We start from the raw sequence: 25,151 nt of genomic DNA on the forward strand, positions 1-25,151 counted from the left end.
TCAAACAAAAATTACTGTACTTCTTGCTTGGCAATGGCGCGGTCTAACTTAGCTCGTTCAACTTCAGGGGACGCTTTAATCGCGTTCACTAGGTTGATGAGATCAGTGCCATCTTCAGCGGCTAACAAGAGTAAATTACTCTTGTTTTGCCAATCCACTTTCAGGCCATGAACTTTTGCAAAATCCTCAGCTGAAACGCCAGGTTTAAGCTTAACAACCAATTTACCTGTCATTTCTGCAAATGGCTTACCAGACTGAGTCACTACTTTCTGTCCTTTTGTTAACTGTTTCGCTTGCTTCACGCCAGCATCAGTTTTGACAAAATATTGGTTGTCAGTACCCAAAAATTCAGCACGACTGACTGTGACGCCTTGTGTTTCACCTTGAGGTTCAACCAAATCAACTTTGTCATGTGCCATAACTTGTGCAGATAACGTAAGAGCAACTGCAACTAATGATAAATTCAACGCTTTCATTTAATACTCCTTAAGATGCAGACTTGGCAGCATGGCCATGGAAACGAATTGACCAACCTTTTAGTTTTCCATCAGCTTCATTAGGAATAGAGATATAACCTTGATCATATTTGATAAATTTATAGCTACCACTATTCACATCAATAAGCTTGATAGTCCATTCTCCCTTAGCTGATTCACCATAGAAAGCATTAGACAGCATAGGCGTTGCATCAAAGCCTGTAATGAAATCTTCAGGATCTGTTTTATCCATAACACCTTGATATACCAAACCATTATAAGGTGTCATTAATACACTTTTCGTTCCTGCTGGAGATATTAGCTCAACAGCAAGATCCGGTAGACGTAAGTGATCTGCCGTTAACTCGATTTGTACAGCTTCAATGATTAAATCATCCGCTACCATCTGAGTATCACTAACACCATTGACGTCCGCGTCAGGAATAGCTTTTGCCAATTCTTGGCTCGCTTGCCATTCAGTTACCACATATTCACCTAAATCCTCAGCATAGGATTTAGCCAATTTTACCGCTTCGCTTACGTTAACTCGGCCGAAACCATAAAAATTATGGAATGAATAACCAGCGGCGTTTTCTTGCCATTCCGGAATAGCAACATATTCTTGAGCTGCATCGCCCTCGCCAATAGTAACGGTTTTAGCCGCAATATCAGCATTCACTTTGGTTGAAGTTTTAGCAAGAACATTGCGTACATCACGCCACGTCAAATCTGGGTTTGCACTCATGATCACGGCGACTGCACCTGAAGTATTTGGTGCAGCTGAAGATGTACCGTTCATTGTCGAAGTGTAATCACAATTTGAGTTTAAAGGATGTAACCCACCGTGGAACGGTGTGCTTGGGCGATCTTCTGCAATCGCAGATCCATTTTCACAACCTACACGGTCTGTTGTTACAATCGCTGGATTAACTTCACCATATTCTCCACCTGGAGCAGTGACAAAAATATTAGACCCTACAGATGAATAGCTCGATAACACGCCTTTAGCATTAATTGCACTAACGACTAAGTTGTAGACGTTTGCATTATCACTGGACATGTTTGAATTATGGAAAGGTAATCCATGGTTAGCAGGGTTTTCGGCTGTAGCAGAAAAATAATCACCAGGAAGCCAAAAGGTACTGAAACGGTAATAGTCATAACCATTACCTGCAGATTTAACGAAAATACTCCCTTTTCCATCAAAACTCTGAGTGGTCACATCGCGGTATACTTCAGATTCATCCTCTTCAAAACCGTGTGGGAAAGGAACACTGTAACCATAGCTTTGGTTAAAAACACGGGCACTATCGCTGTAGGCACTAGCACCATGTGATTTTGTAAAGTTTTCAAATGTTTGAACATTTGTCACTTTACCTGTCGGATCGGAATCTAAGAAGTTAAAACCAATTAGTTGTGCCTTTGGGGCGACACCACGACCACCAATACCGTTCCAACCTTCTGCTGCGATAATCCCGCCAACTGCAGTACCGTGACCTGATTCACCAGAAAAAGGAGTTGGGTCAACTGAACCCGTGATCAAATTGTAAGATCCTCCCTTAACAGTATTGTTCACTAAATCGGGATGAGAAATTTCCAAGCCATCATCCACAACGGCAACTGTGATGCCTTGACCCATAACTTGCTTTGAAATTGCGTCACTGACATTCATGTCTTCGCCAGCAATACCGCGATTCAATGCAAAAGAATTCTGGCCTGTGTTTTTCAAATGCCATTGATAAGCATATAAAGGATCGCCATTTTTGATATGAATTGTTAATGTACCCTCAGCTTGATACTGACCGTCAGATACTTTAAATCTGACAACATCAGTGCCTTCACTGGCATTGGAAGCATAAGTAAATTCACCGGTACTTTTATTAACTAAAGTCAAAGTACCTAGTTTTAAATCAGTTGGATCAACTAAAGAGTAAGTCAAACCGCCTTCGGCATCAGTCGCATCTAATTTGCCAGTAAATAATAGAGACTGCGACACATCAATGGTCATATCAGCAGTTGTTGGTGCTGTGTTGATCTTAGCGACTGGCTCTGGAGCCTTTTTGTCACTTCCACAACCTGCCAATAAGGCGGCCGTGATGCTTAATGCAACAATGGACATACGCATAGATAGACATTCCTTCTTGTCATTACATCTTATAATTTAATATTGGATAGCTAGAATTCACTCGCCTTTTATCCGCATTAAATACTGTTATTTTAGTTATTATTTAACCACCAAAAAACCAATATTAGCATTTTATGGTGATACATCTTTTAACAGATTAGAAATGGAAATGAAAACAAAAATAAACATAGCTGTAGATTGAATGTAAATTCCCTAGTTGTATTTACAGTAGCAATAAACTTAAGAAACGGAGTTGCACACCTTAGTTATAAAATTAATATTATTTAAAATCATATGCTTACCCAGTAAAATTGAGTGCTGGAATTAATAGAATCACTTTTTTAGTGTATTTGAAATTTAAAAATAAATTGTTACAATTTGAAAAATTCAACAGCATTAACAACATAACATACTCATTAGTGGTTAAATAAATATGCTAAGCCTTGTATAGAAAGCATGCTGCGCCTAAAATATTTAGCAACAATATTATGTATAAAACAATTCTTAAGGTGGATTGAAACTCAATATTGCATATGATTATCTGCAAGCCGAATATACAGAAAATTAATGACGACAGACATGTTCTTACTGACTCTTAATTTAATTAAGTATATAACCCTAGGCATAAGATTAATCGCGAAAAAATAATAGACCACTACGGTAAAATACTAAGCTGTTATCTTTGGCGTTAATGAGTTAACTGTCAGTTCCAATCAATGTAGAACAGGCATAAAAAAGCCCTCTATATTGAGGGCCATCTTGATAATGTTACATAAACGTTTTCGCGATAATTAGACCTTAGCTAAGGTGCGCTCTTTGGCACTCCAATCTAAGTGATATTTCTCGCCAGCTGGCGTATCGATACGCTCAAAGGTATGAGAGCCGAAAAAGTCACGCTGACCTTGGAGCAAATTCGCTGGTAATGTTTCGCAGCGGTAACTGTCGTAATATGCCAGTGCTGAGCTAATACACGGCGCTGGAATGCCTTGCATTACCGCTGTCGCTACCGCAGTGCGCCATAGGCCTTGCTTTTCAGATAAGGCTGACGCAAAACTGTCGGCCATCAACAGATTGCTAAGATCGGCATTATCTTCGTAGGCTTGAGTGATTGATTGCAAGAACGTCGCGCGAATAATACAACCCGCACGCCAAATTTTTGCAATTTCAGCAAAGTCTAACTGCCATTTTTGCTCATGGGCCGTCATCGCCATCAACTGGAAGCCTTGGGCGTAACAACACACTTTCGCGCAATATAACGCGCTTTCTAGAGCTTCAATCAACTGCGCTTTTTGCGCATCATCGATAGCAGGTGCATTTGGCCCAGCCAATTTCTGGCTAAGTTGTAAACGTAAGGATTTTTGGGTACTTACAGCGCGCGCATACACAGCTTCTGCAATTGTCGGCGCCGGACAACCAATTTGTAAACTGCTCACGGCCGTCCACAAACCTGTGCCTTTTTGGCCCGCTTTATCTAAGATCATTTCCACCAGCGGTTTACCCGTTAATGGATCGGCCTGTTTTAATACTTCGGCACTGATCCCCATCAAATAGCTGTTTAAGCTGCCTTGATTCCAGCGTTCAAACACATCACCGACTTCTGCAGCACTCATGCCTAAACCGTCATGCAACATTTGATAGGCTTCGCAAATCAACTGCATATCAGCGTATTCAATACCGTTGTGCACCATTTTTACATAATGGCCAGAACCCGCAGGGCCAATGTAAGTCGTGCATGGCTCGCCTTCTGTCACTGGATTACCCGGCTCAAAGCACTCTATGGGCAAACCTGTACTCGCATCAACCTTAGCGGCAATGGCTTTCCAAATAGGTGCGACGTGATGCCATGCATCGATATCGCCGCTAGGCATAAGTGAGGGTCCAAAACGCGCACCGACTTCACCGCCCGAAACCGCAGAGCTGAAAAATACAAACTGACCTTTGTAGCGCGCTTCACGCTCAACAGTGTCGGTCCATAGGCTATTACCTGTATCGATAACGATATCATCGGACTCTATTCCGGCAGAAATCAAGGCGCTACAGACACCATCGACGGGTGCACCAGCGGGAACAGAAAGCACAAGAATGCGGGGTTTTGTGAGACTGGCTAACATTTCGGTAAGATTAGCACAGCCAAGGATGCGAGGTTCGAGTCCAGCACGTTCCTGTTTTTCTTGCTGTATAACACCATTAACTTTAACAGGATCGAGGTCAAATGCGCTGACGTGATATTGGTTATCCGCGATGTTTAGCGCGAGGTTTTTACCCATAACGCCAAGGCCAATTACGCCGATATCATTAAGATTGCTGTGGTTTTGCATTATATAATTCCCACGGGTCACAGAGGTTAGAGCTAACCAATTTTGAGGGGTAATTATACCGATCTTTGTAACTTAATTACCAGAGACATACGATTGGCAATTTCGATTGTGCTGAAAGCACCAATCGTTTACGTCTCATTTATCCAATATAAGCGTCAATTAATGGGCGAGTTTAAGCCCTAAAACCCCCAGTAAGATCAGTATCAAACTGACGATTTTCAGTAAGCTAACTCCTTCTCCTAACAGGATAATTCCAGCAATAGCTGTACCCATGGCGCCAATACCGACCCACACACCGTAAGCAGTACCGATGGGCAGTTGCTTAACCGCGAGTCCGAGTAGCAACACACTCACGGCCATCGACGCCACTGTAAAGATACTTGGCCACAAACGCGTGAAACCTTCGGTATATTTAAGCCCTATGGCCCAACCAATTTCGAATAAACCCGCAAGGACTAATAAGAACCAACTCATAGTGAACTCCCAAAAAAGGGGTCGTCCCCATGTTAGATTAGGCGTATTTAGGGTCGTCCCTAAGCCATGTGATTACCGTAAAAACTATAGGTGATATAGCTGTACATGACAGCAGTACGTAATAGCTGCTCATGATGAGCCTGCAAGACTAGCAAATTTAAGGTAGAAACTTCAATCTCTGATCCTAACTAAGTAATCTGATCCTAACTGAATAAAAGTGCCGTAAACAAAAAAGCGATAGCAAGCTTGGTCAGTTTACTATCGCCTTGATATTTCTACTCTCGATAAGACCTTTACACTCTTTATATAAAAGCCTTTACGCTCTATTTCTTACACTAAGGCATCGGCATAACCCATGCGAGTGAGTGCGGTGCGTACTAGCTCTAAGGTCTGTGGATCTTCTATGGTCGCAGGTGCAGTATATTGCTGATTATCGGCAATTTTTCGCATAGTACCGCGTAGAATCTTCCCTGAGCGCGTTTTAGGCAATTTTTGAATCGCACTCACTAACCTAAAGGAGGCGACAGGACCAATTTCTTGGCGTACCAGCGTAATTAACTGTTTATGCAGCTCTTCATCACTGATCGTCACGCCCTTTTTCAGCACCACTAATCCTAAAGGCACCTGACCTTTAAGCTGATCATCCACACCAATCACAGCCGCTTCGGCCACATCAGGATGTTGACACAAAACTTCTTCAAAACGTCCAGTCGATAACCTGTGCCCCGCCACGTTTATGATGTCATCAATACGACTCATAATGTAGAGATAACCGTCTTCATCGGTATAACCCGCATCGCCAGTTAAGTAATAACCTGGATACATAGACAAGTAACTATCTTGATAGCGTTGATCATTTTGCCACAGTGTCGTCAAGGTTCCCGGCGGCAAAGGCAGCTTGATCACCACATTCCCCGAGGTATTGGGCGCAACTTGTTCTCCCAATTCATCCACCACTTCAACCGCATAACCAGGCACAGGTAAAGCGGGTGAACCCGGCTTAATGGCGACGGGCGCTGTGCCCATCAAATTTGCCGCGACTGGCCAACCCGTTTCAGTTTGCCACCAGTGATCGATAACAGGTTTAGCGAGTTTAGTGTGTGCCCAAACTAAAGTGTCGGGATCGCAACGTTCCCCCGCCAAAAACACGTTTTTAAGACAAGCTAAATCAACACCTTGTAGATACTCACCGTCAGGATCTTCACGCTTGATCGCGCGAATGGCCGTCGGCGCGGTGAAAAAACTTTTGACTTTATATTTGGCAATCGTGCGCCAAAAAGCGCCGGGATCGGGCGTACCGACAGGTTTACCTTCATACATTAAGGTTGTAGCGCCCACCAGCAGCGGTCCGTACACAATGTAAGAATGACCCACAACCCAGCCCACATCAGACGCGGCCCAAAACACATCGCCCGCTTGAATATCGTAAATATGTTGCATCGACCAAGCCAGAGCCACTGCATGGCCGCCATTATCGCGCACCACACCTTTAGGCTGACCCGTGGTGCCTGAGGTATAAAGCACATACAAGGGATCTGTGGCCTTAAGAGAAACACAATCGGCCTTAGGTGCAGTCGCTAACGCGGTTTGCCAATCTAAGTCACGGCCCTCCTGCAAATCGGCTTGATACTGGCTGCGATTTAAAATCAGGCAATGCTCCACCTGATGAACAGCATGTTCCAATGCTTTATCTAACAGAGGCTTATAAGGGATCACGCCCGAAGGCTCAATGCCGCAGGATGCCGACAGTACCAATTTAGGCTTGGCATCGTTAATCCGAGTCGCGAGTTCATTGGCGGCAAAGCCACCAAAAACCACAGAGTGAATCGCACCTATGCGGGCACAGGCCAGCATAGCGAAAGCGGTTTCCGGCACCATAGGCATATAAATCACCACACGGTCGCCCTTCCCGATACCAATTGATTGCATAAAGCCCGCGAGTCGGCTCACTTGAGCCTGTAGCTCCGCGTAGCTAATGCCGTATTCAGTGTCCGTTACAGGGCTCACGTACTGGATCGCCACTTGGTCACCGCGTCCGGCCAACACATGGCGGTCGACGGCGTTGTAACAAGTGTTCATCTCACCATCGGCGAACCAGTGATAAAACGGCGCCTGCGATTCATCGAGCACAGTGTGCGCCGGCTTAATCCAATCGAGCGTCTTCGCCGCTTCTCCCCAGAATTCGGCTTTATTAAGCAAGGATGCTTGGTGCAACGCTTGATGTTTTTGTTGGTTCTGTTTTTGATTTGCGGCTTGCGCTACAGATGCATTTTGCTGTTCGGTCAACATATGTCCTCCAATCAGGACTGCGGCTAAAATCGTCAGCCGCAATAACTACCCCTTCCAACAACCATTATTAACAGGGGGGCCTTAAGCCCACTATTAGACGTTAGCCTATAACCAGAAAAGATTTGTGGTTTTATACGAGAACACTAATTTAAAGCACTCGTTTTAATCTCGCTGCACAGGCTGATGGCAATTGGGATTGACACTTTTTTGCCAACAGAATAAAAGCCAAAATCTTTACCTTTACGTAAACTTCATATATCTTGCTTAAAACTGATTATTTAGGGTGCATGAATGAGCGCAACGAACACACCACAAACGACTTACTCGATCAGTGATCTCTCAAAAGAGTTTGATATCACTACTCGAAGTATTCGTTTTTACGAAGACCAAGGTTTACTTAAGCCTAAACGCCGCGGCCAAACCCGTATTTATAGCCTCAAAGACAGAGTGCGCCTCAAGCTCATTCTTCGCGGTAAACGCTTGGGCTTTTCTTTAGCAGAAACCCGTCGCCTGTTCGAATTATACGATGCCGACAAGAGCAGCACCGCACAGCTCAATACCATGCTGGCGCTAGTGGAAGAAAAGAAATCCGCTCTACAACAGCAAATGGACGACATCAAAGTCGTGTTGATGGAACTCAATTCCGCCGAGCAGCAATGCCGCTTAGCCTTAGAAGATAACAAAACGGCAAAAGCCTAAATCTCCGTTGACACAAAATCAAATCAATTTGATGGCGATAACACTACGGATTTAAGTACAAGATTGAAAAGACTCAAGCACCTAAAAATCATAAAAACGATAACAATCTGAAATTAGAACATCTGAAAGGACACAAGCAATGAACTCTCTCTACACAAGTCTGAATTTTGGTCTAGGCGAAGACGTCGATATGCTGCGCGATGCGGTGCAGGATTTTGCCGCGAATGAAATCGCTCCAATTGCCGCGAAAGTGGATCACGACAACGCCTTCCCCAATGAACTTTGGCCTGTGCTAGGAGGAATGGGACTGCTCGGCGTAACCGTACCCGAAGAGTTTGGCGGCGCGAACATGGGCTACCTTGCCCACGTCGTGGCGATGGAAGAAATCTCCCGCGCATCGGCCTCTATCGGCCTAAGCTACGGCGCCCACTCAAACCTGTGTGTCAATCAAATCAACCGTAACGGTAATGCCGCGCAAAAAGCCAAGTATCTGCCAAAACTGGTGAGTGGTGAACATATTGGCGCACTCGCCATGAGTGAGCCAAACGCAGGTTCTGACGTAGTATCAATGAAGTTACACGCCCGTAAAGAAGGCGACCGTTTCATCTTAAACGGCAACAAGATGTGGATCACCAACGGCCCCGATGCACACACCTATGTGATTTACGCTAAAACCGACTTAACCAAAGGCGCACACGGTATTACCGCCTTTATCGTTGAGCGTGATTCGAAAGGTTTTAGCCAAGCGCAAAAACTCGACAAACTCGGCATGCGCGGCTCTAACACCTGCGAATTAGTGTTTGAAGATGTGGAAGTGCCAGAAGAAAACATTTTAGGCGGCCTCAACAACGGCGTAAAAGTGCTGATGAGCGGCTTAGATTACGAGCGCGTCGTGCTATCTGGCGGCCCGCTGGGGATCATGAACGCTTGTATGGATATCGTTGTACCTTACATCCACGAGCGTGAGCAATTTGGTAAATCGATTGGTGAATTCCAACTAGTGCAAGGCAAGTTAGCCGACATGTACACCGGCATGAATGCCGCCAAATCCTACGTGTATGCCGTGGCAAAATCCTGTGACCGCGGTGAAACCACCCGTAAAGATGCCGCGGGCGCCATTCTGTATAGCGCAGAACTCGCCACCAAAATGGCACTGGATGCAATCCAACTGCTCGGCGGTAACGGCTATGTCAACGAATACGCCACAGGCCGTTTACTGCGCGATGCCAAGCTGTATGAAATCGGCGCTGGCACCTCAGAAATTCGCCGCATGCTGATTGGCCGCGAACTGTTCAATGAGTCGAAATAACGCGAGTTCAAATAATCTCTCATAAGTGAATGGGTAGCGCTGCACTGTAACTTACAGTCTGCGCCACCCATTCGAGCAAGGTGATACCGAGTTTCCGCTTTATAAGGACAATCAAAGTGACGCAAATAAGCAGTCGTATCAACGCCCGTAGCGATGAATTTAAAGCAAAATCCGACGATATGGCCGCCCTAGTGGCCGATCTTAAAACTAAACTCAATAAAATCGAACTCGGCGGCGGCCCTGTGGCGCTGGAGCGCCATTTATCTCGCGGTAAATTACTCCCACGTCAACGGGTTGAAAAGCTGCTCGATGCAGGTTCACCCTTTTTAGAACTGTCGCAATTTGCCGCGTTTGAAGTCTACGACGAAGAAGTGCCCGCAGCGGGCATTATTGCCGGTATCGGCCGTGTGAGTGGCGTGGAATGCATGATCATCGCCAACGACGCCACAGTGAAAGGCGGCACTTACTACCCGATTACCGTCAAAAAACACCTTCGCGCCCAAGATATTGCCAGCCGTTGTCACTTGCCTTGTATTTATTTAGTCGACTCGGGCGGCGCTAACCTGCCCCGCCAAGATGAAGTTTTCCCCGACCGCGACCATTTCGGCCGCATCTTTTACAACCAAGCGCAAATGTCCGCCAAAGGCATCCCCCAAATTGCAGTGGTGATGGGTTTATGTACTGCAGGTGGTGCTTATGTGCCCGCCATGGCGGATGAATCTATTATCGTTAAAGATCAAGGCACAATTTTCTTAGCGGGCCCGCCATTAGTGAAAGCGGCCACTGGCGAAGAAGTCAGCGCCGAAGAACTGGGCGGCGCCGAAGTCCACACCAAAATTTCCGGTGTGGCGGACCATTTAGCACAAAACGATGAGCACGCGCTAGAGCTTGCCCGCCGCGCGGTATCACGCCTGAATCATCAAAAAGAAATCAAATCACTGCTGAGCCCAGTCAAGCCACCAAAATTCGATATCAGCGAACTGTATGGCATTGTCGGCACCGACTTGAAAAAGCCCTTTGATGTCAAGGAAGTGATCGCCCGTATCGTCGATGATTCTGATTTTGATGAGTTTAAAGCCAACTACGGCGCAACCTTAGTGTGCGGTTTTGCCCGTATTCACGGTTACCCTGTCGGTATCGTCGCCAACAACGGCATTCTGTTCTCAGAGTCGGCGCAAAAAGGCGCACACTTTATTGAACTGTGCTGCCAGCGCAAAATTCCGCTGCTGTTCCTGCAAAACATCACCGGCTTTATGGTGGGTAAAAAGTACGAACACGAAGGCATAGCTAAACATGGCGCTAAAATGGTGACCGCGGTTTCTTGCGCCAATGTACCTAAATTCACTGTGATTATCGGCGGCAGCTACGGCGCGGGTAACTACGGCATGTGTGGCCGCGCGTTCGAACCGACCATGATGTGGATGTGGCCTAACGCCCGTATTTCTGTGATGGGCGGCGAGCAAGCGGCTGGCGTACTCGCGACAGTACGTCGCGACGGTTTAGCCCGCAAAGGTGAAGAATGGTCGGCTGAAGCTGAAAAAGCCTTTAAAGCGCCGATTGTCGCCCAGTACGACAAAGAAGGTCATCCGTATCATGCCAGCGCCCGTTTATGGGATGACGGCATTATTGACCCAGCGCAAACCCGCGATGTAGTCGGCCTTGCCCTATCGGCGGCGTTAAACGCCCCTATCGAAGACACCCGCTTTGGTGTGTTCCGTATGTAAAGGCACATGTGAAAAACATATGCCACACAATAAGATAGGGGAAAGAATAATGACCAACAGATTAAACAGCACTAGCGGCACAAAGGATTTAAGCAACTTGCAGCACGTCACTTACGCACTCAATAACGGCGTTGCTGAGCTTATTCTTGACCGAGCAGAAGTACACAACGCCTTCGATGAAGTGATGATTAGCGAGATGATTAGCGTCCTTAGCTATTTTGCTGAGCACAAGCAATGCCAAGTGCTGGTACTCAAAGCGAACGGCAAAAACTTCAGCGCCGGCGCCGATCTCAATTGGATGCGCAAACAAGCCAAAATGGACTTTGAGCAAAATCTAAATGATGCCAAAGCCTTAGCAAAACTGATGCAGGATTTAGATACCTTTCCAAAACCCACCATTGCATTAGTGCAAGGCGCAGCCTTTGGCGGCGCACTGGGGCTGATTTGCGCCAGCGATATCGCTATCGCCACAACGCGCGCCAGTTTTTGTTTGAGCGAAGTGAAACTCGGATTAATTCCTGCGGTGATAAGCCCTTACGTTGCCCGCGCTATGGGTAACCGCGCATCGCGCCGCTACATGTTAACGGCTGAGCGTTTTAGTGCAGAAACCGCATTAAAGCTTAATGTCATTCATGAGATCAGCGATGACTTAGATGCCGCCGCAAAGCCAATGATTGACGCGCTGCTGGCCAATAGTCCGCAAGGTATGGCATGGGCAAAAACACTGCTGTCGCATCTTGAAGATGGCGTGATAGACCAAAACACCATTGATTACACTAGCGAGCGTATCGCCCGCATTCGGGTATCAACCGAGGGCCAAGAAGGCTTAAACGCCTTTTTTGAGAAACGTCTGCCTAACTGGCAACAAGCGCTCTCAACTCCCACGCAAAAGCCAAGTGATACCCAAGGAGCCCTTTGATGTTAACCAAGCAAATGTTTACCAAGCTATTGATTGCTAACCGCGGTGAAATCGCCTGTCGCATCATCAAAACCGCCCATGCCATGGGCGTTCGCACCGTTGCCCTATATTCCGATGCAGATAAAGAAGCGCGCCATGTCGCCATGGCCGACGAATCCTTCTACTTAGGCGGCAGTGCGCCGATAGACTCCTATTTAAAGGGCGATTTGATTATCGATATCGCCAAAAAAGCCGGCGCCCAAGCCATTCATCCAGGTTATGGTTTCTTATCTGAAAACGCCGACTTTGCCCGTAAATGTGAAGCCGCAGGCATCGTCTTTGTTGGCCCAGGTAGCGATGCTATCGATGCCATGGGCAGTAAAAGCGCCGCCAAATCTATTATGACGGCGGCAAATGTGCCCTTAGTGCCGGGTTACCACGGCGATGACCAAACCGATGCGACCTTAAAAGCGGAGGCACTGAAAATCGGCTTCCCTATGCTGATTAAAGCGGCGTATGGCGGCGGCGGTAAAGGCATGCGTATCGTCGAGAATGAAGGCGAAATCATGGAAGCCGTTAACTCGGCGCGCCGTGAAGCGGCCTCTTCTTTTGGTAACGATAAGTTATTGATGGAGCGTTATTTACGCCAGCCGCGCCACGTCGAAGTACAAGTGTTTGCCGACACCTTTGGTAACGCGATTTACTTATCGGATCGCGACTGCTCGATTCAACGTCGCCACCAAAAAGTGGTCGAAGAGGCACCAGCACCAGGCTTAAGCGATGCACTGCGCGCCCAAATGGGTGATGCGGCCGTCGCGGCAGCTAAAGCCATCGATTATGTTGGCGCGGGAACGGTAGAGTTTCTGTTAGATACGGACAATAGCTTCTATTTCATGGAGATGAACACCCGTCTGCAGGTTGAGCATCCAGTGACTGAAATGGTCACAGGCCAAGATTTAGTCAAATGGCAATTGCTGGTCGCCAGCGGTCAGCCACTGCCCCTTAAGCAAGATGAAGTGCGTATTCACGGCCATTCCTTTGAAGTGCGTATCTACGCCGAAGATCCGCAAAATGAATTTTTACCCGCCAGTGGTAAGCTCAACTTTTTGCGTGAACCTGAGCAAAGTAAGTTTGTCCGTATCGATTCGGGTATTCGTGAAAACGATGTGATCAGTAACTTCTACGATCCTATGATTGCCAAGCTTATTGTTTGGGATGAATCGCGCCCGCGCGCCCTGCAACGTTTAGTGCATGCCTTAGAGTCGTATCAAATTAGCGGTCTTAAGCACAACATTGAATTTTTGGCGAACATTGCCGAGCACCCAGCGTTTGCCAATGCCGACTTTAGCACTGACTTTATTGGCCGTTATGGCGACACCTTAATTGGTACAGCTTCAAGCGAAGCCGACACTGCGCTTGCCTTTGCCGCGCTGTATCAAGTGCTTGCCCGTAAAGAAGCCGCCAAAGCGCAAGCGATCAACAGCGCAGATCCTTACTCGCCTTGGGGTCAAGTGAGCGGCTTTAGACTCAACAGTTGTAGCCAACACAATATTGCCCTGCTCGATGACGCCCATGAATTACAGCAGTTGGTGATGCTCGATTTAGGCGGCATGTATCAGTTGCCACTGCACGGCCAAGATTGGTTGCTAAATGGCGAACTGAAACAAGACTTACTGCTCGCCGAAATCAACGGCCATAAGAGTAAAGTGCCGGTTAGCGCACAAGGTGATGACTTTACGCTATTTTTATCCTCTGGCAGTTACCACTTCAAAGCAGTGCAAACCTTAGTGGTCGAAGAACAAGCCAGCAATGCTGACAAGTTAAAAGCCCCCATGAACGGCACTGTCGTGACCCATTTAGTCGATGTCGGCACACAAGTGAAAGCAGGCCAAGGTTTGCTAGTGATGGAAGCCATGAAGATGGAATACACAATCGAAGCGCCCTTTGATGGCATAGTCAGTGAGTTCTACTTTAAGGCAGGCGAGCTGGTGACCGATGGCGCAACCTTGCTTAACGTTGAGCCGTTAGAGACAGACGAGCCAACCGCGACCAAGGAAGCCTAAGATGTCGTTAGTCAATCTAAGTCAAGCAGCGGACGCCAAAGACAGGGTAAGCATCTTCGAGATGGGCGCGCGCGACGGCCTGCAAAACGAAGTCGCCGTGCCGACGGCAGCTAAAATCGCCTTGATTGAATCGCTGGCAGATGCAGGGCTTAAGCGCATCGAAGCGGGCAGTTTTGTATCACCCAAATGGGTGCCACAAATGGCCGACTCTGCCGATGTGCTCAAGCAAATACAGCGTCAAAGCGGCGTGGTGTATAGCGCGCTCACGCCCAACGTCAAAGGCTTTGAACTGGCACTGGATGCAAAAGCTTCCGAAGTAGCGATATTTGGCGCCGCCTCACAAAGCTTTAGTCAACGCAATATCAACTGCTCGATAGAAGAGTCGATTGAACGCTTTATCCCTTTGATGGAATTAGCAAAAGCGCACAATATTCCAGTGCGCGGCTATGTGTCCTGCGTGCTAGGTTGCCCCTACGAAGGTGAGATAGCGGTCAGTGAAGTGGCCCGCGTGTCTGAAATCCTTTACAAAATGGGCTGTTACGAAATATCACTCGGTGACACTATCGGTATCGGTACGCCGCAAAAAGCCCGTAGAATGCTGCAAACTGTGAGTGAACGAGTGCCTATTGAGAAACTGGCGCTACACTTTCACGACACCTATGGCCAAGCACTCGCTAACATTTTGGCCTGCTTAGACTTAGGTGTGCGGGTGTTTGACTCCTCGGTTGCAGGTCTTGGCGGCTGCCCCTATGCCAAAGGCGCATCGGGCAATCTTGCCACCGAAGACTTAGTGTATATGCTGCACGGCATGGGATTAGAGACAGGTATCGATCTCAACAAGCTAGCGTTGGCAGGGCAAGCTATCAGCACACAGCTGAATCGCAACAACGGTTCAAAAGTGGCCACGGCCCTGTTAGCAAAATAGAACAACAATAATTAACGACAACAACCGTTATTGAAAACGCGCGTTATTTCCCGCGCGTTTTATACAGCATAAAAGGACATCACAATGGCAGGACTCAATAAAGTCGTCAGCAGCTATGAAGAAGCGTTAAACGGCTTATCAAACGACATGACCATTATGGTCGGCGGCTTTGGCCTATGCGGCATTCCTGAAGGCTTAATCAATCAAATGGTTAAGATGGGCATTAACGGCTTAACCGCAATTTCAAACAACGCAGGTATTGACGATTTCGGTCTTGGCTTACTGTTAAAACATCGCCAAATCGCCACTATGATCGCCTCTTACGTGGGCGAAAACGCCACTTTCGAGCAACAAATGCTCTCTGGCGAACTGAACGTAATTTTAACGCCCCAAGGCACATTAGCGGAAAAAATCCGCGCAGGTGGCGCAGGTATTCCGGCATTTTTCACTGCAACGGGTTACGGCACACCCGTGGCTGATGGCAAAGAAACCCGCGAAATCAAAGGTCGCCATTACGTGTTAGAAGAGTCGCTGACCGCAGATTTTGCCTTAGTGCGCGCATGGAAAGCCGATACCATGGGTAATTTGGTGTTCCGTAAAACCGCCGCCAACTTTAACCCTATGATGGCGACCGCGGGCAAAATCACTGTAGTAGAAGCCGAGTTTATTGTTGAGCCAGGCGAGCTAGACCCAGATCATATCCACACGCCGGGCATCTATGTTGACCGCGTTATTCAAGGCAGGTTCGAGAAACGTATCGAGCAGCGCACGGTAAAAGCCGCGAAATAAAAGGCGCGGGCAAAACCTTGAAACACAGTTAACGCAATTGGCACTTAGCTCCCTAAAGTAAAAACTAAGGGTAAAACCTAAGAGTAAAGACCAAAGCGTCAAAGCCAAATAGAAAGGATAGATATCATGGCATTATCAAGAGAACAACTGGCTCAGCGCGTCGCCAAAGAATTAAAAGACGGTTACTACGTCAACCTTGGCATAGGCATTCCAACACTGGTCGCTAACTATATTCCGAGCGGCATGGAAGTGATGCTGCAATCGGAAAATGGTCTACTCGGCATGGGCGAATTCCCAACCGAAGACACCATAGATCCTGATTTAATCAACGCGGGCAAACAAACCGTTACCGCAGTCAAAGGCGCCTCGTTTTTCTCATCGGCGGAAAGCTTTGCCATGATCCGTGGCGGCCATGTGGACTTAACCGTGCTCGGCGCCTTTGAGGTCGATGTGAACGGCTCTATCGCCTCATGGATGATCCCCGGCAAACTCATCAAGGGCATGGGCGGTGCGATGGATTTAGTCGCCGGCGCTGAAAACATTATTGTGACTATGATGCACGCCGATAAATACGGTAATTCTAAGCTACTGCCCGTATGCGAATTGCCGCTGACTGGTTACGGCTGCATTAAACGCGTCGTCACAGATTTAGCCTTTATCGAAATCAAAGATGGCGCTTTCCATCTACTAGAGCGCGCCCCAGGTGTCAGCGTAGAAGAAATCGTCAGCAAAACCGCCGGCAAATTAATCGTACCTGAGCATGTACCAGAAATGGTGTTTTAAGCGTTCTCTAAAATGCGCAAGTAACGAATAGCGGCTAAGGTTGAAACTCAAGTTAGTTTGAAGCTTTAGCCTAAAGAGTTTTGAGCGTTAACCGACGTTTTACGATACCAACGAGGCTCAGAAAATGATTCTGGGCCTCGTTGCTTTTGTCATCCCCGCGAAAACGGGGAACCATGAGTAAAATTCACCACCAGATTGTTCACTACAAACCTTGTTTTCTGTGGGCTTTTGCAGTCTAGGTACTTTTTGAGAGCTTATCGCCATAAACAGCACTAATGCTCTGGCGACACGCCGTAAACCCATCCTTGGGGGCTCAACGAAAAAGTCCCTTTTTCCGATGGTCGCCAACGCAAGAGTGCGGTTTACTCACCCATCCCAGCATATTCAATAATGAACAATGTCGCGCATTAAACTAATAACACCATATGTTAGTAAGGTTCTTTGCTGGCGAATGTGTGTTCACCATCGCAACAACGGAGTCGCTTAATGCTTGCTTCAAAAATGCTACAGATAGTCATATTTAGCGCCGTTGCGGTAAACTTGCCGCAGCCTAAATAATAAGGATGCTCAATATGTTAGCCAAGTTTCTCAATAAGCGCAGTCGCAGTCGTAAACATATGCGCGATTATGCCAAAAACGTCTTTGAATATGACCAGTATTTACTGACCGATTATATCGACAGTGGGATGACAGATGGTTTCGAGAGAGTGAAACAATATCGTGAGTTTGATGAGGATTTTCGCCAGTGGGAATTATTTGGAGCTGAGTTTGGTGTACCCGAGTGCCATTGGGGCTATGTAGCCCAACTTACCTATATTGAATCGGGCTTGCTTGAGCCTAAGCCGCTTATATGCTCGCTTGCTTACGGCTATTTTAATACCGCGATCGACTACTATCGATACTACACTGCGGTTGAGAAAACAGGTGAAATAGCTAATGCCGGATGGATGACAACCAGTGCTTTTCGGCTTGTGCTTATGCTGTTTTCTGGGCTTAAGACTGAGGCCGACGAGCTGTATTATGCCAACGCAATGGCCTGGCGTTCGGGTTGGGCTATTCGCTCCCACGGCTTTATCGGCGATTTTTTGGTGCTGCTGTATGGGCGCTATTTGGGCGTTATTGAGCCGCCTTTTGCCACTGAAGTGCAAGTGACACTGCGAAAAACGGCTCCTTTCCCCTATGCGCCATTTATAGATAACTGGGACACACAGGATATCGAATTCATCAGCACTATGCTGCAAACCCTGTGCGATCATCAGGTAGAACAAGCAGTTATTGGGGATAAAAAGTGCTTTTTTGAGTTCAATGGTGGGCCGCATACATATTTACCATTGACAGCGTTAATGCTGCTGAAACTGCGATCCCTTAGGGGTTTGCCTAACCCACAATTTAGTCATCCGGCCTTTGGCGATGTAACGGCTTTGTTTGAACAAGTCTGCACAGCGTTTAGCAACTATGTCACAGCAGAGAAGATCCTGCGGATTGAAGATGCAGCCGATGAAGTGTTAACCAACACATTAACCAGAATGCAAAGCCAAGATTTTGATGCCCATGCTATTTTCGCCAAGCGACTGCCATCGTTTAGTGCTGGTTAAGATTTTGATTAACCAAATTTTCATAAAAAATGGATAACCAATAAAATCATGATTCTATTGATATTGAGGACCCAAGGCTTAAGGTTGAGCGTATTCAAGCCTTAAGTCATCCACAATACAAGCCAGAGGAAAGCTTATGTACCAGATTGCGATTGTAATATTTGATGAATTTACCGATATCGATTTCTTCCTAATGCGTGACATCCTCGGCAGGACAAAAACAGACTTGAATGTGAAAGTACTCGGGACCAAACCTAGCCACAGATCGAGTTTAGGGATGACGGTTGCAACCGATGGTCATGTGGCCGAAGTCGCTGATGCCGACGTGGTATTATTTAGCAGTGGCTACAAAGGCGTACCTGCCGCACTTGCTGATCCTGAGTTTATGTCCGCCCTTAAATTAGATCCCACACGGCAATTGCTTGGCAGTATCTGCGCGGGGTCATTCTTCTTTGCCAAATTAGGCTTACTCGACAATATCTCAGCAACGACTCATCCCGATGCCAAACCCGCATTAGTTGCCATGGGCGTGGATGTAGAAGACTGCGCTCTGGTTATCAGTGGCAATATTGCCACTGCTGGTGGCTGCCTGTCCTCGCTCTATTTAACCGGCTGGGTTGCGGAGCGCTTATTCGGCAGTGCGAAACGCCGCGAAATTCACAGACAGCTTATTCCAGCAGGCCAAGCTGAGATTTATGAGACGCTGATCCAATCATCAATAGCAGCTGCAATTCGCTAGCGAGTGGTTCAGGTTCGCAGCCAGAAGCAAGGGACTGCGTGATTAGACTGAAAAATCTTCTAGAGGCAATAAAAGCCGAGCATCCAATCACCACCCAGAGTGAACTTGCGGCTTTGCTGTCACAAAATGAAATACTCGTACAGCAAATCCAAACTGCCGATGCGCAACATTGGGTGCATTTTGCCAAGAATGCCTTCGATGGTTGGTATTGCATTCGAACACCTATGCTCAGTACCTTTAAAGTTTATTATCAAGAACGTGGGCAAAACTGCTGGGGAGAAGATGTTTTTACCGAGCAAAGTGAAGCCATAGCTGCGGTTATTTTTATGTCTGGTGTTTGGGATCAAGTCCCCCTAGCACTAAGCAAGTAAAAGCCTGTTCACTTATTCTGTGTGTTCACATTTACGAATGGCAGTGTGACTATCCATTACGCGACTTTCTATTACGCGACTTTCGATTATGTAACGAATCATTGCTCGACTTTCAATATCGAAATCATCCTGTTAGGGTGACGTACTTAGATTGACTCACGAGAACAGACTCATTATTAGCACTCAGATGAACTCTCTGTTTAACTCTCTCATTACCCAAAGGAGCGGTATCTATGGACTGGCTTATTATTGCACTCGCTGGCTTTTTAGGCGGCATGCTCAATGCGGTTGCCGGTGGTGGCAGTTTTATTACCCTTTTGGCGTTAGTGTTTGTCGGGGTTCCACCGATTGCGGCGAATGCAACGGGGACAGCCGCGCTGCTGCCCGGATATATCGCCAGTGCTTGGCGTTTTAGAAAGGATATCGAATATCCGGCGAGTCTTAGTCTTAAGCATCTGATCTTGATTGCCCTTATTGGCGGCAGTATTGGCGCAGGCATTTTGCTGACTACCAGCGAGCAAGTCTTCGCAAAACTGATCCCTTGGCTAATTTTACTGGCCACCGCGGCCTTTATCATTGGCCCTTGGTTGCTCAAACGAAGAATCGCTGAGCAAGGCGAAAACACCTCAACGCCAATGTTAAGTCGGATAACAGCACTGATGATACTGTCGGCTGTGTGTATCTATGGCGGTTATTTTAATGGTGGCTTAGGCATTATACTGCTCGCAAGTTTTGGGCTGATGGGGCAGACCAATCTGCATGGGATGAACGGTCTTAAAAATCTCATTTCAGCCCTGCTCACCGCCATCGCCGTTGTGGTTTATGCCGCGGGCAATGTTATCGATGGGCAATATCTGTTGCTACTTGCTGTGATGGCGATTATCGGTGGCTATGTGGGCGCGGTGCTGGCCTATCGCATTTCACAGCCCTTGCTGCGCGGCTTTATTGTGATTGTCGGTTTAGCGATGGCCTTAGGCTTTTTCATGCGCTAGGTTTTCATGCGTTAAGCTAAGCTTTTCATACATTTGGCTTTTAATACGCTAGTATTTTTAATACGTTAGCCTTTTAATGCATTAGCCAACGCGCAGTTCTTGGACTCACGATAACAAGACAGGTGAGTTTCGCTACAAGGTCACATCGAGAAATTGCCCTTAGGTTGCTGGCTTGTTACTCTGAGCCATCATTTAGGAAAGCACAGTGATTAAGGATAGCGATGAAACGGATCACCTTTAAACTAAGCAGCTTGAAGCTAAAGGCCTTGAAGCTGAGCAGCTTAAGTCTTGCCCTGTGTCTTGTTGCAAGCTCACCCACTATTTACGCGCAGAACACTAGCGCAACAAGCATTAGCGTCAAAACGGAAACGGGTAACATTCAGGTAAAAACCATAGCCCAAGGGTTAGAAAATGTCTGGGGTATGGCATTTTTACCCGACGGCAGCATGCTCGTGACTGAACGCGCCGGCAGAATGCGCATTGTCAGCGCCGCAGGTAAAGTGGGCGAACCCTTAACGGGTTTACCGCCTATGTATGCCAAAGGTCAAGGTGGTTTACTCGATGTGGTGCTTGCACCAGATTTTGCCAGCAGCAAAAAAATCTATTTCAGTTATTCAAAGCCCGCTGAAGGTGATGCAAGTGAACTCAATAGCACTGCGGTGAGTTTTGCTACTCTCAATGGCAACAAGCTTGAAAATCTCAGCCGCGTTTTTAGTCAGCAACCTAAAATCAACAGCGGCCACCATTTTGGATCTCGTTTAGTGTGGGCGCCTGACGGCACGCTGTTTATTACGCTTGGCGACCGCTACAGCGAAAAAGATAGCGCCCAAACATTAGATAATCATTTAGGCAAAGTGGTGCGGATTAATGCCGATGGTTCTGTGCCTCAAGATAACCCCTTCGTTAATACGGCGGGCGCTTTGCCCGAGATCTGGTCTATCGGTCATCGCAATATGCAAGGCGCGGCCATTAATCCCACCAGCAAAGTATTGTGGACGGGTGAGCATGGACCGCAGGGCGGCGATGAGCTCAACATTGATGAGGCAGGCAAAAACTATGGCTGGCCTGTAATTACCTATGGTGAGAATTACGGCGGCGGCAAAATCGGCGAAGGCACCCACAAGGCTGGAATGGAGCAACCCGTCTACAAATGGGTTCCCTCAATTGCCACGGCGGGCTTTATGTTTTACACGGGCGATAAATTTCCGCAGTGGAAAAATAATATTTTACTCGCCAGCCTAAAGGAAAAAACGCTAGTACGTTTAGTGCTTGATGGCGACAAGATTATTAAAGAAGAACGGCTGCTAAAAAATGAATTGGGGCAAAGATTACGCTCAGTCGTGCAAGGGCCTGATGGGCTGATTTATCTTGTGACCGATGAAGCGAAATCAAAAATTTACCAGATCTCACCGTAGTAATCTTAAGCACTCGCTTTAACCACAGCCTTTTGACCAGTGAAACAAGCTCAATGGTGGGAGAAAAATAAAGTTCGATACTGAATCGTCACATGTGCTTGATTCTACAGCATCAGATTGAATACGTGGAAAAATAAAGCATCATACTCATCTGCGCTTAGGTGCATAAATAGAACAGCAATTGAGTATTAAAGTTTCATACTCAAGATAACTCATTTTGGGACAAAAAACCTTGTTAGATCGTTAGCCCTAATATGTGATTTTCGGATTAAAATATCTATGGGCTAACGCCGCCAACAGCGGCCGAGCGTAGCGAGGTCCAGCCAGCTTTGCTGGCGATGCTGCTTGGCCTTGTTAACTGTGGGTCTGAACAAGCTCATTGACCCACTCTTTAAGTTTAGGGATTACTTCTTGGGTTTCGGACTCAAAGCCCTCTTCATCAAAGTAACCCTCGGTTTCTATTTTGTACTGCCAATCTCTACATTGCTGTTGCACTGAATAAGGTATTCCTTCTAGCGCTTCGATTGACTCATATACCCTTTGCGCAAAAGCATCGCGATCTCTACGATTTTTATCGTATTCGTCTATTTCGACTAAAAGCCTCTCTAGAACGGTTTTATTCGACATTACTCTCTCGATGCTTTCGTACAGTTAACGCCTCACTAAGGAGCGAGTAACAGTTAGCTAAAATGTGTAGCGAAGCGAAACTGAGCCAACTGTTACGAGTCCCGCTTTAGTGGTTTGTTAGCTAACGACAACTGCAGTAACTTTCCGAAACCACAATCAACAGAGGCTTGTTCGCTTGCCGACAAGGTGATCGCGTCTAACTCATTAACAGCCATTCCAGTAACACTTCCGTCAGAGTCTGACTCTGTTGCCTGACAATGAAAAAAAACATGATATTCATCTTTGTCTTTTGCTACAGCCGAAATTAATAAATCCACTACGGTATGCTCAATATTGAAACTTACACTTGTGTTGTCTTCAAATACTACCTTCGAGATATTTGAATTGCTAACTTGTATCGGATGCTCAAGCGTTTCCGCAGCAGTAAACTGCGAAACTATCAGTAGTACTAGATATGTTGGAGTTTTCAAAATGCTTCCATAGTTAGCTAACGCCCGGCTAAGGGGTTGACAACGCACCGCCGAACTCAAAAAACCACCCTAAACCCTGAACTTCAATTTTGCACTAAAGCCGCCACGCGTTGACAATCCCTCTTGAGCCGTTTGTTATATGTTTGCTTACACCTTATCTGCGAAGTAAGCCATGATTTCTTCTGTGGTCATTTCTTTGGTTTCATTAGCAAAACAGTAATAACTTGGGCGCATATCACTAAAATACTGCATGTCCATTTCCAAGTCTTTTAAGTTTGGAAATAAACCCACTGGCATATTGTACTCACCAGTTTCTTTAAATTTGTAAAACAGATGAGTTCCACATTCAGAGCAGAAACCACGAGAAGCCCAAGAAGATGATTTGTATATTTTAACCTTATCATCACCTTCGATCTTTACTTGAGTGCCACATTTCACAGCAAAGAATGGTGCTCCACCCCAAGTTCTGCATGATTGGCAATGGCAGACAGTAAACTTAGGATTAACGTTTTCAGCCGTAATTTTTACCGCGCCACAAAGACAATTAGCCTCAGCATAAGACATTGAGATAACTCCTAAATTGATGAAACATATAACGTCTTAGTATTTATGCGCTGCGCTGTTTGCAGGGCATAAATCGCTTGTTGGACTTGGCCGCTGCCACATCCGTGTAAATGGGTATGAATGATGCTATAGGAATTTGCTTTTTTGCGGTAGCGGTTTTTTATACAGTTTGATGGGTAATCACTTGATATCGTTTTAGCTTTCTCATTCTTTCAAGCTCACTTTTGACTGACTAAGGCGCGTGGTCCACTGCATTCCAGCCCAGACTCAGGCTCACTCTCACACCACATCCCCTCATCGGCTTGTGCCCATAAGGCTGGTTGCTTTTCGCTGTCGGTTACGCTACGTCTTGAGGGAGTGGTTATCCTGACAGACGTACTGGCTGACTTTGGTTGTTAATCATCACTAATCTCTGCAGTCTTATCTCCCCAATAAACTGCAAATGACCTAACTGGCATTGCGGACATGACCACCAACATTCCTCCTTAATCAAAGGACTCGCCAATACCACCTGCGGCTTACGTAGTTGCCGCTGGATGAGCGCCAGCTTTTTGCGGCGGCAAGCATTGGCGAGAAAACCAAAATGTCTCACTCGCATCAGCCCTTTGGGCAATACATGCAATAAGTAACGGCGGATAAACTCATCACAGCTTAGCCGCATTTGCTTATGCTGCTGACCGTCACGATAATCCTTGTAGTGAAAACTGACATGCTCTGCGGTCACTTCTGCAATTCTTGACTCATGTAGCATGCCTTTACGGGTATAACGCCCGAGATATTCCACCACGGTTTCGGCGCGGCTCAGACACGCTTTGCTGTAAACACACCACGGCTTTGCCATTAAGGTTTCAGCCGCAGGGATAGCCAGCTCATGTTGTCGCAGCGCCCGTAATAACTTGGCCCGATATACGGTGGACAAGGCTCTAACCGGAAACAGATAATCCGTTTTCACGCCATGCCAATCCCCCTCTGAGGTCACTACCCCGCCTGGAATTAAGCAATGCAAGTGGATATGTTGACTCAAGGTTTGCCCCCACGTGTGCAGCACCATAGTGCAACCCAATTGCCCCTGAAGGTGTTTCCGTTTCATGCCAAACTGCGCAAGCGTCTGCCACACAGACTCAAACAGGGCGCTGTATAACGGCTTGGCAGCGTAGTGCGCCAAGATGTTCAGCTCGTGAGGTAAGGTAAAGACCAAGTGGAAATAGCGGCAAGGCAAGACTTGCGCCTGCTGCGCTGCAATCCACGCTTGCGTCTGCCTTCCCTGACAACGAGGACAATGCCGGTCACCACAGGAGCAAAATACCTGCTGCACATACTGGCAAGTATCACAACGCCATTGCTGTAAGCCTAAGGCTTGCGTGCGACACAATTGAATATGCTGGCAGACTAAGGCTTGCTGTTCGGTCAGTTTATGCTGCTGTTGATAGTGGGCTAAGTGCTGATGAAGGATATCGCTTACATGGTAGGAGGTTGCCATGGCATCCCCCCAAGACTTGCTAGCAA

The 25,151-nt window shown here is 46.9% G+C and carries 22 protein-coding genes; 13 read left to right on the plus strand and 9 right to left on the minus strand.

What is annotated here, in order from left to right:
- Window positions 1-11 precede the first annotated feature (11 nt).
- The 5 genes from Q4Q49_RS19440 to Q4Q49_RS19460 form a co-directional block, all read right to left on the minus strand.
- Window positions 12-476 carry a hypothetical protein gene (locus Q4Q49_RS19440; RefSeq protein WP_006085523.1) on the minus strand — a complete coding sequence of 155 codons (465 nt, stop codon included), beginning with the start codon at window positions 474-476 and terminating at the stop codon, window positions 12-14.
- Window positions 477-486: 10 nt separating this feature from the next.
- Window positions 487-2,601, minus strand: a complete 2,115-nt coding sequence (locus Q4Q49_RS19445; RefSeq protein ID WP_312000199.1) for a S8 family serine peptidase — start codon at window positions 2,599-2,601, stop codon at window positions 487-489.
- 791 nt (window positions 2,602-3,392) lie between these two features.
- A complete protein-coding gene (gndA, locus tag Q4Q49_RS19450) occupies window positions 3,393-4,919 on the minus strand; it encodes an NADP-dependent phosphogluconate dehydrogenase (protein WP_312000200.1) in 1,527 nt (508 codons plus the stop codon).
- A gap of 159 nt (window positions 4,920-5,078) precedes the next feature.
- On the minus strand, window positions 5,079-5,393 hold the full coding sequence (gene sugE / locus Q4Q49_RS19455; protein WP_312000201.1) for a quaternary ammonium compound efflux SMR transporter SugE: 315 nt from the start codon (window positions 5,391-5,393) through the stop codon (window positions 5,079-5,081).
- A gap of 330 nt (window positions 5,394-5,723) precedes the next feature.
- Window positions 5,724-7,682, minus strand: a complete 1,959-nt coding sequence (locus tag Q4Q49_RS19460) for a propionyl-CoA synthetase (protein WP_312000202.1) — start codon at window positions 7,680-7,682, stop codon at window positions 5,724-5,726.
- A 291-nt stretch (window positions 7,683-7,973) separates the two neighbouring features.
- Between Q4Q49_RS19460 and Q4Q49_RS19465 the strand changes: the two genes are divergently transcribed.
- From Q4Q49_RS19465 to Q4Q49_RS19525, 13 genes are all read left to right on the plus strand, one after another.
- Entirely contained in the window at window positions 7,974-8,381 is a 408-nt protein-coding gene (locus Q4Q49_RS19465; RefSeq protein ID WP_006085528.1) for a MerR family DNA-binding transcriptional regulator, read from the plus strand.
- Window positions 8,382-8,520: 139 nt separating this feature from the next.
- Entirely contained in the window at window positions 8,521-9,690 is a 1,170-nt protein-coding gene (locus Q4Q49_RS19470) for an isovaleryl-CoA dehydrogenase (RefSeq protein WP_012089637.1), read from the plus strand.
- Window positions 9,691-9,806: 116 nt separating this feature from the next.
- Window positions 9,807-11,414 (plus strand): carboxyl transferase domain-containing protein, encoded by a 1,608-nt coding sequence (locus Q4Q49_RS19475; protein ID WP_006085530.1) that lies wholly within the window; start codon window positions 9,807-9,809, stop codon window positions 11,412-11,414.
- Window positions 11,415-11,463: 49 nt separating this feature from the next.
- Window positions 11,464-12,333: an enoyl-CoA hydratase-related protein gene (locus Q4Q49_RS19480; protein ID WP_259512967.1), complete on the plus strand. Its 870-nt coding sequence runs from the start codon at window positions 11,464-11,466 to the stop codon at window positions 12,331-12,333.
- Complete coding sequence (locus Q4Q49_RS19485; protein ID WP_312000203.1) at window positions 12,333-14,375, plus strand: acetyl/propionyl/methylcrotonyl-CoA carboxylase subunit alpha; 2,043 nt, start codon at window positions 12,333-12,335, stop codon at window positions 14,373-14,375. Before Q4Q49_RS19480 ends, Q4Q49_RS19485 begins: the two co-directional genes overlap by 1 nt.
- Before the next feature lies 1 nt (window position 14,376).
- Window positions 14,377-15,300: a hydroxymethylglutaryl-CoA lyase gene (locus Q4Q49_RS19490; RefSeq protein WP_312000204.1), complete on the plus strand. Its 924-nt coding sequence runs from the start codon at window positions 14,377-14,379 to the stop codon at window positions 15,298-15,300.
- An 84-nt stretch (window positions 15,301-15,384) separates the two neighbouring features.
- Entirely contained in the window at window positions 15,385-16,089 is a 705-nt protein-coding gene (locus tag Q4Q49_RS19495; RefSeq protein WP_312000205.1) for a CoA transferase subunit A, read from the plus strand.
- Window positions 16,090-16,215: 126 nt separating this feature from the next.
- Entirely contained in the window at window positions 16,216-16,872 is a 657-nt protein-coding gene (locus Q4Q49_RS19500; protein ID WP_006082325.1) for a 3-oxoacid CoA-transferase subunit B, read from the plus strand.
- Between the two features lie 572 nt (window positions 16,873-17,444).
- Window positions 17,445-18,467: a hypothetical protein gene (locus tag Q4Q49_RS19505; protein ID WP_312000206.1), complete on the plus strand. Its 1,023-nt coding sequence runs from the start codon at window positions 17,445-17,447 to the stop codon at window positions 18,465-18,467.
- A gap of 136 nt (window positions 18,468-18,603) precedes the next feature.
- Window positions 18,604-19,206, plus strand: a complete 603-nt coding sequence (locus tag Q4Q49_RS19510; RefSeq protein ID WP_312000207.1) for a DJ-1/PfpI family protein — start codon at window positions 18,604-18,606, stop codon at window positions 19,204-19,206.
- A gap of 38 nt (window positions 19,207-19,244) precedes the next feature.
- Complete coding sequence (locus Q4Q49_RS19515; protein ID WP_312000208.1) at window positions 19,245-19,577, plus strand: cytoplasmic protein; 333 nt, start codon at window positions 19,245-19,247, stop codon at window positions 19,575-19,577.
- A gap of 233 nt (window positions 19,578-19,810) precedes the next feature.
- Complete coding sequence (locus Q4Q49_RS19520; RefSeq protein WP_312000209.1) at window positions 19,811-20,569, plus strand: sulfite exporter TauE/SafE family protein; 759 nt, start codon at window positions 19,811-19,813, stop codon at window positions 20,567-20,569.
- A gap of 221 nt (window positions 20,570-20,790) precedes the next feature.
- The gene (locus Q4Q49_RS19525) at window positions 20,791-21,984 is read left to right on the plus strand and encodes a PQQ-dependent sugar dehydrogenase (RefSeq protein ID WP_312000210.1); all 1,194 of its coding nucleotides are present in this window, start codon (window positions 20,791-20,793) and stop codon (window positions 21,982-21,984) included.
- A gap of 354 nt (window positions 21,985-22,338) precedes the next feature.
- Here Q4Q49_RS19525 and Q4Q49_RS19530 read toward each other — a convergent pair whose 3' ends face one another.
- From Q4Q49_RS19530 to Q4Q49_RS19545, 4 genes are all read right to left on the minus strand, one after another.
- The gene (locus Q4Q49_RS19530) at window positions 22,339-22,611 is read right to left on the minus strand and encodes a hypothetical protein (RefSeq protein ID WP_312000211.1); all 273 of its coding nucleotides are present in this window, start codon (window positions 22,609-22,611) and stop codon (window positions 22,339-22,341) included.
- Between the two features lie 92 nt (window positions 22,612-22,703).
- Complete coding sequence (locus Q4Q49_RS19535; RefSeq protein WP_312000212.1) at window positions 22,704-23,081, minus strand: hypothetical protein; 378 nt, start codon at window positions 23,079-23,081, stop codon at window positions 22,704-22,706.
- A 147-nt stretch (window positions 23,082-23,228) separates the two neighbouring features.
- Window positions 23,229-23,645, minus strand: a complete 417-nt coding sequence (locus Q4Q49_RS19540; protein WP_094167963.1) for a GFA family protein — start codon at window positions 23,643-23,645, stop codon at window positions 23,229-23,231.
- Between the two features lie 361 nt (window positions 23,646-24,006).
- Window positions 24,007-25,125, minus strand: coding sequence for an IS91 family transposase (locus Q4Q49_RS19545; protein WP_312000213.1), 1,119 nt, complete (start codon window positions 25,123-25,125; stop codon window positions 24,007-24,009).
- Window positions 25,126-25,151 lie beyond the last annotated feature (26 nt).

The sequence above is a fragment of the Shewanella sp. SP1S1-7 genome (genome assembly GCF_031932105.1).
Classification (GTDB): domain Bacteria; phylum Pseudomonadota; class Gammaproteobacteria; order Enterobacterales; family Shewanellaceae; genus Shewanella; species Shewanella baltica.